At 67.7% G+C, this 13270-nt stretch carries 12 protein-coding genes; 6 read left to right on the top strand and 6 right to left on the bottom strand.

The features are described 5' to 3' along the window. Positions 1-50: 50 nt before the first annotated feature. Both ACIRFH_RS06565 and ACIRFH_RS06570 read right to left on the bottom strand, forming a co-directional pair. Complete coding sequence (locus tag ACIRFH_RS06565; RefSeq protein WP_403517515.1) at positions 51-1133, bottom strand: inositol-3-phosphate synthase; 1083 nt, start codon at positions 1131-1133, stop codon at positions 51-53. Between the two features lie 44 nt (positions 1134-1177). Beyond that, the gene (locus tag ACIRFH_RS06570) at positions 1178-1855 is read right to left on the bottom strand and encodes a PadR family transcriptional regulator (RefSeq protein ID WP_403517517.1); all 678 of its coding nucleotides are present in this window, start codon (positions 1853-1855) and stop codon (positions 1178-1180) included. A 352-nt stretch (positions 1856-2207) separates the two neighbouring features. On the opposite strand from ACIRFH_RS06570, the gene ACIRFH_RS06575 reads away from it, so the two are divergent. Then, a complete protein-coding gene (locus ACIRFH_RS06575) occupies positions 2208-4907 on the top strand; it encodes a transglycosylase domain-containing protein (RefSeq protein ID WP_403517519.1) in 2700 nt (899 codons plus the stop codon). 121 nt (positions 4908-5028) lie between these two features. Beyond that, entirely contained in the window at positions 5029-6537 is a 1509-nt protein-coding gene (locus tag ACIRFH_RS06580; RefSeq protein ID WP_403517520.1) for a glycosyltransferase family 87 protein, read from the top strand. Positions 6538-6663: 126 nt separating this feature from the next. On the opposite strand, the gene ACIRFH_RS06585 is transcribed toward ACIRFH_RS06580, so the two are convergent. From ACIRFH_RS06585 to ACIRFH_RS06595, 3 genes are all read right to left on the bottom strand, one after another. Beyond that, positions 6664-7695 (bottom strand): alanine racemase, encoded by a 1032-nt coding sequence (locus ACIRFH_RS06585; RefSeq protein WP_403517522.1) that lies wholly within the window; start codon positions 7693-7695, stop codon positions 6664-6666. A gap of 104 nt (positions 7696-7799) precedes the next feature. After that, positions 7800-8921, bottom strand: a complete 1122-nt coding sequence (gene femX / locus ACIRFH_RS06590) for a peptidoglycan bridge formation glycyltransferase FemX (RefSeq protein ID WP_403517523.1) — start codon at positions 8919-8921, stop codon at positions 7800-7802. A 137-nt stretch (positions 8922-9058) separates the two neighbouring features. Then, complete coding sequence (locus ACIRFH_RS06595; protein WP_403517525.1) at positions 9059-9388, bottom strand: hypothetical protein; 330 nt, start codon at positions 9386-9388, stop codon at positions 9059-9061. 276 nt (positions 9389-9664) lie between these two features. Here ACIRFH_RS06595 and rpsF point away from each other — a divergent pair, with 276 nt between their 5' ends. The 4 genes from rpsF to rplI all read left to right on the top strand — a co-directional run bounded on the left by rpsF (position 9665) and on the right by rplI (position 11357). Next, positions 9665-9955, top strand: a complete 291-nt coding sequence (gene rpsF, locus ACIRFH_RS06600; RefSeq protein WP_077798159.1) for a 30S ribosomal protein S6 — start codon at positions 9665-9667, stop codon at positions 9953-9955. Between the two features lie 76 nt (positions 9956-10031). After that, on the top strand, positions 10032-10613 hold the full coding sequence (locus tag ACIRFH_RS06605) for a single-stranded DNA-binding protein (protein ID WP_403517527.1): 582 nt from the start codon (positions 10032-10034) through the stop codon (positions 10611-10613). A 42-nt stretch (positions 10614-10655) separates the two neighbouring features. Beyond that, positions 10656-10892, top strand: a complete 237-nt coding sequence (gene rpsR / locus ACIRFH_RS06610) for a 30S ribosomal protein S18 (RefSeq protein WP_003949403.1) — start codon at positions 10656-10658, stop codon at positions 10890-10892. An 18-nt stretch (positions 10893-10910) separates the two neighbouring features. Further along, positions 10911-11357: a 50S ribosomal protein L9 gene (gene rplI / locus ACIRFH_RS06615; protein ID WP_077798157.1), complete on the top strand. Its 447-nt coding sequence runs from the start codon at positions 10911-10913 to the stop codon at positions 11355-11357. A 158-nt stretch (positions 11358-11515) separates the two neighbouring features. Here the strand turns inward: rplI and ACIRFH_RS06620 are convergent, their stop codons facing one another. Continuing rightward, on the bottom strand, positions 11516-12853 hold the full coding sequence (locus ACIRFH_RS06620; RefSeq protein ID WP_403517529.1) for an MATE family efflux transporter: 1338 nt from the start codon (positions 12851-12853) through the stop codon (positions 11516-11518). Between the last annotated feature and the right edge of the window lie 417 nt (positions 12854-13270).

Below are 13270 nucleotides of genomic sequence, written 5' to 3' on the forward strand. Positions count from 1 at the left end.
CCCCGGGTCGTGCGACCCGGGGACCTTCGGTGGTCTTCAGTCGGGCGCGATCAGCGCTCGACCTCGCCCTTGATGAACTTCTCGACGTTCTCGCGGGCCTCGTCGTCGAAGTACTGGACCGGCGGGGACTTCATGAAGTAGCTCGACGCCGACAGGATCGGGCCGCCGATGCCGCGGTCCTTGGCGATCTTCGCGGCGCGCAGGGCGTCGATGATGACACCGGCCGAGTTCGGGGAGTCCCAGACCTCGAGCTTGTACTCCAGGTTCAGCGGGACGTCGCCGAACGCGCGGCCCTCGAGGCGGACGTAGGCCCACTTGCGGTCGTCCAGCCAGGCAACGTAGTCGGACGGGCCGATGTGGACGTTCTTCTCACCGAGGTCCCGGTCGGGGATCTGGGAGGTGACGGCCTGCGTCTTGGAGATCTTCTTGGACTCGAGGCGGTCGCGCTCGAGCATGTTCTTGAAGTCCATGTTGCCGCCGACGTTCAGCTGCATCGTGCGGTCCAGGATGACGCCCCGGTCCTCGAACAGCTTCGCCATGACACGGTGCGTGATGGTGGCGCCGACCTGCGACTTGATGTCGTCACCGACGATCGGCACGCCGGCCTCGGTGAACTTGTCCGCCCACTCCTTGGTGCCGGCGATGAAGACCGGGAGGGCGTTGACGAAGGCGACCTTGGCGTCGATGGCGCACTGGGCGTAGTACTTCGCCGCGTCCTCGGAGCCGACGGGCAGGTAGCAGACGAGGACGTCGACCTGCTTGTCCTTGAGGACCTGGACGATGTCGACCGGGGCCTCGGGGGACTCCTCGATGGTCTCCCGGTAGTACTTGCCGAGACCGTCGAGCGTGTGGCCACGCTGGACCTTGACGCCGGTGTTCGGCACGTCGCAGATCTTGATGGTGTTGTTCTCGGAGGCGCCGATGGCGTCCGCGAGGTCCAGGCCGACCTTCTTGGCGTCCACGTCGAACGCGGCGACGAACTCGATGTCGCGGACGTGGTAGTCCCCGAACTGGACGTGCATCAGGCCCGGGACCTTGGCCGCCGGGTCGGCGTCCTTGTAGTACTCGACGCCCTGCACCAGCGATGCGGCGCAGTTGCCCACACCGACGATGGCTACGCGAACCGAACCCATTCCGGTTGCTCCCTGTGTGTACGAGTGAGGCCCTGACTGGGCGCTCACGTGGCGGTGTCGCCGGGCGTATCCGGCCGGGGCTCGTCCCCGGGCCGGGGCAGGCCGCCCGTCGCTCCAGATGTCGTGTCCTGTCGAGCGGTCCCCTCGGCGGCGGAACCTCGCAGGTCCCGTCCCGCCCGCTCGCTCTCGATGAGCTCGTTCAGCCAGCGCACTTCGCGCTCCACGGATTCCATTCCGTGGCGCTGGAGCTCAAGCGTGTAGTCGTCGAGGCGGTCCCGGGTGCGGGCCAGGGAGGCCCGCATCTTCTCCAGGCGCTCCTCCAGCCGACTGCGTCGGCCCTCGAGCACGCGCATGCGCACGTCACGCGACGTCTGTCCGAAGAACGCGAAGCGAGCGGCGAAGGTCTCGTCCTCGTACGCGTCGGGTCCGGTCTGCGAGAGGAGCTGCTCGAAGTGCTCCTTACCGTCGGCCGTCAGCCGGTAGACGATCTTGGCGCGGCGCCCGGTGAGGGAGGCGGCCGCCTCGCCGACGTTCCCCGGCTCCTCGATCAACCAGCCATTGGCGACCAGTGTCTTGAGGCAGGGGTACAGCGTCCCGTAGCTGAACGCCCGGAACACACCGAGTGACGTGTTGAGCCGCTTGCGCAGCTCGTAGCCGTGCATCGGGGACTCGCGGAGCAGGCCGAGTACGGCGAACTCGAGGATGCCGGAACGTCGGCTCATCGTCGCCTCCTCTCGCCCTTATGCCGCGCTGATGTATCGGCTCGATACATCACGACGATAGAACGACCTTCCGCATGCGACAAGAGGCGCACTGGTGAACGGGATCACATCAGCGATTCGTCGTGAGCAAGTTGCCTGATTTGAGGTGAACTTCGGGACTCGGGGGTTTCGGCCATGCGTAGTCTGTGCGCCATGCAGACTGCCGGGAACCGAGTGACGCGTGGGGGCGTCCTCGGCCCCGGTGCAGTACGGGTGAATGCGGTAGGGGCCGCATCCGTACATCGGGGGGACCGGAAACCAGCCGCCTTTTCCAGGCGCGCAAAGGTGCGCCTGCCCGAGGAGTAGTCGTTCGATGAGCGAGCACCGTCGCAAACCGCCGCAGCCGCAGGGAGGCGGACGTGCCGCGGCCCGACGCGGCCAGTCCGGCTCGTCCTCCGGCCGCCGTGCGGCACCGCGAGGCGCCACAGGGACCCCGTCCGGCTCGTACGGCCCGGAGGACGAGGAGCGCCCCTACGGGAGCCGCGCCGAGGCCCGGCGCGCGGCACAACGGAGCGGAGGCGGCCGTCGCAGGGCGGCCGAGCCCGGTCGAGGGGGCCGGCGGGCCGGTGGCGGTGCGAGTGGTCCCGGGCGTGGACGCGTGGCCGCTTCCGGCAAGAAGCGACTGATCGACTACCCGCGCGGCGGCCGCAGCGGATGGCGGCGCTGGGTGCCCTCCTGGAAGCTCGTCTCGGGTCTCTGCGTCGCGTTCTTCGGCGGTCTGGTGACCGCCGCCGGCATCGCGTACGCCATGGTCGGCATCCCCGACCTCGACAAGATGGCCACCGCGCAGAACAACGTGTACTACTGGTCCAACGGCGAGGTGATGGTCGCCACGGGCGGTGAGCGCAATCGTCAGGAGATCAAGCTCTCCCAGATCCCCAAGGCGATGCGGTACGCCGTCATCTCCCAGGAGAACAAGTCGTTCTACTCCGACAGCGGTATCGACCCCAAGGGCATCGCCCGCGCCGTGTTCAACATGGCCCGGGGCGGTGAGACGCAGGGGGGCTCGACCATCACCCAGCAGTACGTCAAGAACGCGATGCTGGCGGACCAGTCGCAGACGGTCTCCCGCAAGGTCAAGGAGATCCTCGTCTCGGTCAAGGTGGGTGCAAAGGTCGACAAGGACGACATCCTCGAGGGTTACCTGAACTCCGCCTACTACGGCCGCGGCGCTTACGGCATCCAGGCCGCGGCGCGGGCGTACTTCAACAAGGACGCCGAGAAGCTGAACCCGGGCGAATGCGCTCTCCTCGCGGCCGTTCTCAAGGGCGCCACCTACTACGACCCCGCGGGTGCGACGTCGATCGACCCGGCCGCCACCCCGGCGGCCAACAAGAAACGTGCGCTCGGGCAGATGCAGGACACCCTCGACAAGATGGTCGAGTACGGTCATCTGGACCAGGCGGAGCGGGCCAAGTACACCGAGCTTCCCACGGTGCAGAACCCGCGGTCGAACACCCGGCTGGGCGGCCAGACCGGCTACCTCGTCGACCTCGCCCGGGCGTCCATCATCAAGGACGGCATCGCGACACGGGACCAGCTGGACCAGGGGGGCTACGAGATCCACACGACCTTCGACAAGAGGAAGGTCCAGGAGCTCGAAGCCGCGGTCACGAAGGTCTACAAGGCGAACATCAAGCCTGACAAGCGCCCCGACAAGGACACCCACGTGCAGTTCGGCGGTGCGTCGGTGAACCCCGAGACCGGGGCCATCGAGGCCATCTACGGTGGCGCCGACGCGACGAAGCACTTCACCAACAACGCCGACGTGACCGGCGCCCAGGTCGGTTCGACGTTCAAGCCGTTCGTGCTCGCGGCGGCGATGAAGTGGGGCGTGCGCGATCCCGACGGTTCCGAGGACCAACCGCAGGACGCGCGCACCCTGGTCTCCCCGAAGAGTCTCTACAGCGGCCAGAACAACCTCAAGATCAAGAACTACGACGGGTCGGTCTGGACGAACGAGAAGGGGGAGCAGTGGCGGCAGGAGAACGACGGCAAGAAGTCGCTCGGTGATCCGCCGGACTACAAGATCGACCTGCGTGAGGCCATGCGGGAATCGGTGAACTCCGCCTACGTGCAACTGGGCATGGACGTCGGTCTGGACAAGGTGAAGGAGGCCGCAGTCGACGCGGGCCTCCTGGAGGACAGCTTGACGGGCACCAGCTATCCGTCGTTCTCCATCGGTGTCTCGGACCCCAGCGCGATCCGTATGGCGAGCTCGTACGCCACCTTCGCGGCCAGCGGCAAGCAGCGTGCTCCCTTCTCCGTCACGAAGGTGGTGCGCGGGGGCGAGACGATCCACGCACACCAGCTGGAGACGAAGGCCGCCTTCACCGCGAAGGTCGCGGACAACGTCACGGACGTCCTGAAGACCGTCGTCGAGGACGGTACGGGCTCCAACGCGCAGTTGCCGGGCCGCGAGGTGGCGGGCAAGACCGGTACCACGGACGGCAACAAGTCCGCCTGGTTCGTCGGATACACCCCGCAGCTGTCGACCGCGATCAGCATGTTCCGCTACCCGGACGACGAGTCGATCAAGAACCGTACGTTCCTGGAGATGTACGGCACGGGTGGTCAGGACAAGATCCACGGCGCGTCGTTCCCGTCGGAGATCTGGCACGACTACATGGAGCAGGCCCTGAAGGGTCAGCCGGCGAAGAAGTTCCCGACCCCGGAACCCATCGGTGAGGTCATCAACGACACTCCGCCGCCGCCGAGCCCGACGCCTACGCCCTCCCGGACGGAGGAGTCGAGCCCGTCGCCGAGCCCGTCGCCCAGCCGGACCCCGACCAGTCCGTCGCCCACACCGACCCCCACGTGCGACGTCTTCGACTGGGAATGCGAGAACGGGGACAACAACGGCAACCAGAACGGCGGCAACGACACCGCCGGCGGGGACGGCGGATCGTCGCCCTCGCCCTCGGCCAGTGCGACCGAGGGCGACAGCGAGGGCAACGGAAACGGAAACGGCAACGGCCCAGGAGGCGGCACCATCTGGGGTTCGAGCGGATAGCCACCCAGCTGCCCGGCATGCGTGTTTCACGTGAAACACCCGCTTGTTTCACGTGAAACAGGGGCCGCCGCACCCAACAGGGTGCGGCGGCCCCGCCGTATACCCGAACACGTACGGCAGGATGTGCCCCATGCCCAGCGCAGAATCGACGCCAGCGAGCGTGCACGGACCGGATCGGGTGTCGCCGACCAGGGAGGACGCGGTCGCAGCGGCAGGGAGCGAGCTGATCGGCGGCCCCCTCGGCCGCCGCGCCCTGCTCGGGAGGTCCTGGTGGACCCCGGTGCGAGTGGTCGCGCTCGTGGCGATCGGCATGTTCGTTCTCGGCCTGGTCCAGAAGGCGCCCTGTTACAACGGGGCATGGTTCTTCGGCGCCAGCTCCCAGTACACGCATGCCTGCTACTCGGACATCCCGCACCTCTATCAGGGCCGTGGGTTCGTCGACGGACTCGTGCCCTACTTCGACAAGCTTCCCGGCGACATGGAGTACCTCGAGTACCCGGTGCTGACCGGCCTGTTCATGGAAGTGGCGTCCTGGCTCACCCCGGGGAGCGGCACCGTCCAGGACCAGGAACAGTGGTACTGGATGGTCAATGCCGGGATGCTCATGGTGTGCGCGGTCGTCATCACCGCCTGCGTCACCCGCCTGCACGCCCGGCGTCCCTGGGACGGTCTGCTGGTCGCGTTGGCGCCGGCCTTCGCACTGACCGCGACCGTCAACTGGGACCTGCTGGCGGTCGCCCTGATGACCGCGGCGATCCTGATGTGGTCGCGGGGGCGCGCACTCGCGTTCGGTGTGCTGCTGGGACTGGCCACGGCCGCCAAGCTCTACCCCTTCCTCGTCCTCGGCCCGCTGCTCGTACTGTGCTGGCGTGCGGGCAAGTGGCGGGATTTCGGCAGGGCCCTGGGGGGTGCGGCCGGCGCCTGGCTCGTGGTGAACCTGCCGGTGATGCTCTTCGCCTTCGACGGCTGGTCGAAGTTCTACACGTTCAGCCAGGAACGCGGCGTCGACTTCGGGTCCTTCTGGCTGATCATCGTCCAGAACTCCGACGCCCCACCCAGCACCGAGACCGTCAATACGTTCGCGACGCTCCTGATGCTGCTGTGCTGCGGCGCCATCGCGGCGCTCGCGCTGACCGCTCCGCGACGTCCGCGGTTCGTCCAGCTCGCCTTCCTCATCGTCGCGGCGTTCATCCTCACCAACAAGGTCTACTCGCCGCAGTACGTCCTGTGGCTGGTGCCGCTGGCCGCGCTGGCCCGGCCGAAGTGGCGGGACTTCCTGATCTGGCAGGTGTGCGAGGTGGCCTACTTCCTGGGCATCTGGATGTATCTCGCCTACACCACCAGCGGAGACGCCCACAAGGGCCTGCCGACGGACGGCTATCACTGGGCCATCGGCGTCCACCTGCTGGGCACGCTGTACCTGTGCGTCATGGTCGTCCGCGACATCCTCATGCCGGACCGGGACCCGGTCCGGCGGACCGGCGACGACGACCCCTCGGGCGGTGTGCTCGACGGCGCCGAGGACGTCTTCGTCCTCGGTCCCGCGGCTCGTCCCGCGCAGCACGCGGCGCACCTCGAAGGCCCCCGGGTGGAGTGGGGCGCCGGACGGCAGCCCGGCGGTTCGCTCTGAGCGAACCGGCATCGGCGAGCACACCGCCGACGGTCCTCCGGGCGCCGGACCTGCGAAAGGGCCGTACACGGGCAACCGTGTACGGCCCTTTCGCAGGTCTCAGGGCTCTCGCCTCGTGCGCGAACCTCAGCGGTCGACGATGCGGTCGAACTGCGTGGTGGTGTGCCGCAGATGTGCCACCAGCTCGTCACCGACCGACGGCTCCGGTGCGTCGGAGGGCACGAACAGGATCGACACCTGCATGTGCGGCGGTTCCGCGAACCAGCGCTGCTTGCCGCCCCAGACGAACGGCGACAGGTTCCGGTTCACCGTGGCCAGGCCCGCCCGGGCGACGCCCTTGGCGCGCGGCATGACACCGTGCAGCGCCTTCGGCGCCTCCAGGCCCACGCCGTGGGACGTACCGCCCGCCACGACCACCAGGAAACCGTCGGAGGCCGCCTTCTGCTGCCGGTAGCCGAAGCGCTCCCCCTTGGTCACGCGTGTGACGTCCAGCACGGCGCCGCGGTACTCGGTGGCCTCGTGGTCCCCCAGCCACAGCCGTGTTCCGATGCGCGCACGGAACCGGGTCTGCGGGAACTGCTGCTGGAGTCGGGCGAGTTCGTCGGCCTTGAGGTGGCTGACGAACATCGTGTGCAGCGGCAGACGGGCCGCACGCAGCCGGTCCATCCACCCGATGACCTCCTCGACGGCGTCCGAGCCGTCGGTGCGGTCCAGCGGCAGATGGATGGCGAAGCCCTCCAGCCGGACGTTCTCTATGGCGGCGTGCAGCTGCGGAAGGTCCTGCTCGCTGATGCCGTGCCGCTTCATCGAGGACATCACCTCGATGACCACCCGGGCGCCCACCAGGCCGTACACGCCGTCGATGGACGACACGGAGCGCACGACCCGGTCGGGCAGCGGCACCGGCTCCTCGCCGCGCCGGTACGGCGTCAGCACCAGCAGATCGCCGCTGAAGAAGTCCTTGATCCGGGCGGCCTCGTACGTCGTGCCCACGGCGAGGACGTCGGAACCCAGGCGCGTGGCCTCCTCAGCCAGCCGCTCGTGTCCGAAGCCGTAGCCGTTGCCCTTGCAGACCGGGACCAGCCCGGGGAACTGCTCCTGCACGTGCTTGTGGTGCGCCCGCCAGCGCGCGGTGTCGACGTAGAGCGTGAGCGCCATGGCCGGACCTGGAACCTTTCTCGTGGCTGCGGTGTGTCAGAGGTGAGAGAAATCGGCGGAGCTGTGGAAGCCCCTCCCGACGCTACTGGAGCGGGGAGCGTGGGTCAGCGACGCGACATGTAGATGTCGAGCGCCTTGTGCAGCAGCTTGTTCAGCGGGAAGTCCCACTCCCCGAGGTACTCGGCCGCCTGTCCGCCCGTGCCGACCTTGAACTGGATCAGGCCGAAGAGGTGGTCGCTCTCGTCCAGGGAGTCGGAGATGCCGCGCAGGTCGTAGACGGTGGCCCCGAGGGCGTAGGCGTCGCGGAGCATCGCCCACTGCATCGCGTTCGAGGGCCGGACCTCGCGGCCGATGTTGTCGGAGGCACCGTAGGAGTACCAGACGTGCCCGCCGACGACCAGCATCGTCGCCGCAGACAGGTTCACCCCGTTGTGCCGGGCGAAGTACAGGCGCATGCGGTTGGGGTCCTCGTTGTTGAGGGCCGCCCACATGCGCTGGAAGTACGACAGCGGCCGCGGCCGGAAGCGGTCGCGCACGGCCGTGATCTCGTACAGGCGCTGCCACTCCTCGAGGTCGTGGTAGCCGCCCTGGACGACCTCGACGCCGGCCTTCTCGGCCTTCTTGATGTTGCGGCGCCACAGCTGGTTGAAGTTCTTGTGGACCTCTTCCAGGGACCGGTTGGCCAGCGGCACCTGGAAGACGTAGCGGGGCTGCACGTCACCGAAGCCGGCGCCGCCGTCCTCACCCTGCTGCCAACCCATGCGGCGCAGCTTGTCGGCCACCTCGAAGGCACGCGGCTCGATGTGGTCGGCCTCTATGTCACGCAACCGCTTGACGTCGGGGTCCTGGATGCCCTTCTTGATCGACGCGGCGTCCCAGCGCCGGATGATCACCGGCGGGCCCATCTTCACCGAGAAGGCGCCCTGCTGCTTCAGGTGCGCCAGCATGGGCTCGATCCAGTCCTGGAGATTCGGCGCGAACCAGTTGATGACCGGACCCTCGGGGAGGTAGGCGAGATAACGCTTGATCTTGGGCAGCTGCCGGTACAGCACGAGGCCCACACCGACCAGATGACCGGTCCGGTCGTCGAACCACCCGAGGTTCTCCGAGCGCCATTCCGCCTTGACGTCCGCCCAGGCCGGCACCTGCATGTGACTCGCCGCCGGCAGACTCTGGATGAATGCCAGATGCTGCTCGCGGCTGATGGTCCTCAGGGTCAGGCTCATTCGGGGCGCTCCTCGGGCTGGTGTGTCCCCATGGGTTCAGGGGCTCCGGCTCTCGCGCGAAGCCTACTGCGCCCTGTGAGCGCCCCGTCCGGCGTACGGGGGACCACGCCGCCCCGAGGGCCGGCGCGGTCCGTGGGTCAGCCGCCGACGAATCCACCGAAGGTGCCGAACAGCCCGCCGTGGGCCATACCGAAGAAGAGGCCGATCGCGGAGGCACCGATACCCAGTACCAGGCCGAAACGCTCTCGGGTCGTCTCGGAGATGAACTGGCCGTAACCGCCGACCAGGACACCGGCCAGTCCGGCCCAGGACGTCAGGAGGTGAAGCCCTGGAAACCCTGTGGTCGCGAGGGAGAGCACTCCGAGTACCAGGGTCACGGCCATCAGCGTGTCCTGGAGCGGGTGCGGTTTGCCGTCGGTGGCCAGCAGTCCGGTCCTGGGTTTGGCGGGTCGCATGATCTGTGCCATGGGGAACCTCCAGCCGAAGGCAGTCTGTCTCAGCCCTGCACATCCGTTGTGTACAGATTGCGTCCCCTCGCGGCCGGATTTCAACCGCAGGCCGACGGCCGGGTACTCTGTACCTTCTGCACTGGTGTCTGCTGTGGTCCGACCGGTCCACCTCCTCGGAGGAGGCCCGATTGTCAGTGGGCCCTGGTTTACTCGTTGATGCCGGTGCACAACGCATCGCAACCCTCCTGCCACGGAACGACCGTGGCCGCTGAGTCCAAAGGAGGTGGGTTCCACATGCGTCACTACGAGGTGATGGTCATCCTCGACCCCGATCTCGAGGAGCGCGCTGTCTCCCCGCTGATCGAGAACTTCCTCTCTGTCGTCCGTGACGGCGGCGGAAAGGTCGAGAAGGTCGACACCTGGGGCCGTCGTCGTCTCTCGTACGAGATCAAGAAGAAGCCCGAGGGCATCTACTCGGTCATCGACCTGCAGGCCGAGCCTGCGGTCGTCAAGGAGCTCGACCGCCAGATGAACCTGAACGAGTCGGTCCTCCGGACCAAGGTCCTCCGTCCCGAGATGCACTGAGCCCTTCCGCTCAGCTTTCCCGGGATCCGAGTAGCAGCACAAGCAGCCAGCAGCAAACCCGCCGAGAGGTTCCCCCATGGCAGGCGAGACCGTCATCACGGTCATCGGCAATCTTGTCGACGACCCCGAGCTGCGCTTCACCCCGTCCGGTGCGGCCGTCGCGAAGTTCCGTGTCGCGTCGACCCCCCGCACCTTCGACCGCCAGACGAACGAGTGGAAGGACGGCGAGAGCCTCTTCCTGACCTGCTCGGTCTGGCGCCAGGCGGCGGAGAACGTCGCCGAGTCGCTCCAGCGAGGCATGCGCGTCATCGTGCAGGGCCGGCTGAAGCAGCGGTCCTACGAGGACCGTGAGGGCGTCAAGCGCACGGTCTACGAGCTGGACGTCGACGAAGTCGGTGCCAGCCTGCGCAGCGCCACGGCCAAGGTCACCAAGACCTCGGGCCGCGGTGGCCAGGGTGGTTACGGCGGCGGTGGCGGCCAGGGCCAGGGTGGCGGCGGCTGGGGCGGCGGCCCCGGCGGCGGCCAGCAGGGCGGCGGTGCTCCCGCCGACGACCCCTGGGCCACGAGCGCTCCCGCCGGTGGCAACCAGAGCGGCGGCGGTGGCTGGGGCGGTGGCTCCGGCAGCGGCGGCGGCTACTCGGACGAGCCCCCCTTCTAGGCGGGCTCCACCCACACTTCTTGATCACACAGGAGAGACATCATGGCTAAGCCGCCTGTGCGCAAGCCGAAGAAGAAGGTCTGCGCATTCTGCAAGGACAAGGTCACGTACGTGGACTACAAGGACACGAACATGCTGCGGAAGTTCATTTCCGACCGCGGCAAGATCCGTGCCCGCCGCGTGACCGGCAACTGCACGCAGCACCAGCGTGACGTCGCCACGGCCGTCAAGAACAGCCGTGAGATGGCGCTGCTGCCCTACACGTCCACCGCGCGATAAGGGAAGGGTGACCGACTCATGAAGATCATCCTCACCCACGAGGTCTCCGGCCTCGGTGCCGCGGGCGACGTCGTCGACGTCAAGGACGGCTACGCTCGCAACTACCTGATCCCGCGGAAGTTCGCCATCCGCTGGACCAAGGGCGGCGAGAAGGACGTCGAGCAGATCCGTCGTGCTCGCAAGATCCACGAGATCCAGACCATCGAGCAGGCCAACCAGGTGAAGGCCCAGCTCGAAGGCGTGAAGGTCCGTCTGGCCGTCCGCTCCGGCGACGCCGGTCGTCTCTTCGGCTCCGTCACCCCGGCCGACGTCGCTTCGGCGATCAAGGCCGCCGGTGGCCCCGAGGTCGACAAGCGCCGCATCGAGCTGGGTTCGCCGATCAAGACCCTGGGCGCCCACGAGACGTCCGTTCGTCTGCACCCCGAGGTTGCCGCCACGGTCAACATCGAGGTTGTTTCCGCCTGAGCCCGGCTCTCGCTGAAGCGATGAGATGGGGCCGCACCTCCCCGATCGAGGGGGTGCGGCCCCGTTGTCATGGCGGACGAAGTGACGGGTGGGTCGAGGCCGGTGTTCCCCGGCAGGCCCGGTGTTCCCCGTGAAGCAGTGTGTTTCACGGGGAACGGTCAGCGTGTCGCGCCGGTGACGATCCAACGACCCGAGCGAGTACGCCACCACAGCGTCAGCATGCGCATCGCCATCATCAACGTCATGGCCCCCCACAGTGCGGTGAGCCCGCCACCGAGGGCCGGGACGAGGAGCGCAGCGGGAGTGAAGACCGCCAGGGTGAGCAGCATCGCCCAGGCGAGGTAAGGGCCGTCTCCCGCGCCCATCAGAACGCCGTCAAGGACGAAGACCACACCGCAGATCGGCTGGGAGAGAGCCACGATCACCAGAGCGGGCAGTGCGGCGTCCTTGACGGAGGAGTCACCGGTGAACAGGGGCAGGAACGCCGGCCGGGTCAGCACCACGAGCAGACCCAGGAGAACGCCGATCGCGATGCCCCACTCGACCATCCTGCGGCAGGCGTCCCGGGCACCCTGGGTGTCACCGGCCCCCAGGTAGCGCCCGATGATGGCCTGCCCGGCGATGGCGATCGCGTCGAGGGCGAAGGCAAGCAGGCTCCACAAGGACAGGATGATCTGGTGGGCCGCTATGTCGGAGTCCCCGAGACGAGCTGCCACGGCCGTGGCGATCATGAGGATCGCCCGCAGGGAGAGAGTACGTACGAGCAACGGCACCCCGGCCTGTGCGGACGCCCTGATGCCGGAGGTGTCCGGGCGCAGGGACGCGCCGTGCCTGCGTGCCCCGCGGATGACCACCCCGAGGTACACCGCGGCCATGCCGAGCTGGGCGACGACGGTTCCCCAGGCGGAACCCGCGATGCCGAGGCCGGCGCCGTAGACCAGCCCGACGTTGAGGACGGCGTTGGCGACGAATCCCGCTACGGCCACGTAGAGCGGGGTCCGGGTGTCCTGCAGCCCCCGCAGGACACCGGTCGAGGCGAGCACGACGAGCATGGCGGGGATGCCGAGCGAGGAAATCCGCAGATAGGTGACGGCATACGGGGCGGCGGTGTCGGAGGCTCCGAAGAGGTCCACCAGCGACGGTGCCGCGGGCAGGACGACGGCTATGACAGCGGCGCCGAGCAGCAAGGCCAGCCAGATGCCGTCCATGCCCTGCCGGATGGCGGACTGCAGATCGCCTGCCCCGACGCGCCGGGCGACGGCCGCCGTGGTGGCGTAGGCGAGGAAGACGAAGACGCTGACGGCTGTGGTCAGCAGGGCCGAGGCGATGCCGAGCCCGGCGAGTTGTGCCGTACCCAGGTGGCCGACGATGGCGCTGTCGGCCATGACGAAGAGGGGCTCGGCGACGAGCGCACCGAAGGCCGGAACGGCCAACGCGACGATCTCTCGGTCGTGCCGTCGCCGGAAGGTTCGGGAGCGCGCGGGGGCCTGTGTCATGAGCACCAATCTAATCGTCCACAGGTAAGGGATGCAAAGCTTTAGAAACCCTTACTTTCCCTTGCGTCCGGTGCGCTCTTGTGTACGGTTCGAAGTGATCTTGATCTGACGGGGAAAGTTTTTCTTCTGCACAGCCAGTGGATGGCGAAACCGCAGGTCAAGTAGGCGTCAGCAGTTGTGGGGAGGGCTTGTTCACAGGGCTGTCCACCGGGTCGTGCACAGCTTTCGGGGAGTTGTCCACAGTATCTGGCCGGTCATCCACATGGCCTGTGGATAACTGGATTGGCTGGTGGTGTCGGCGGGCCTACGGTGGTCCGGCGCCTGCTCCGCCCGACGGCTTGTGAACCCTCACAAAACCGACGCGTCAGAACTGGAGCTGGGCGTCTTATTTGTCAGTGCCGTGCCGTAGAAATGTGG

The sequence above is a fragment of the Streptomyces sp. NPDC093586 genome, assembly GCF_044764905.1.
In the GTDB taxonomy this organism is placed as follows: Bacteria; Actinomycetota; Actinomycetes; order Streptomycetales; family Streptomycetaceae; genus Streptomyces.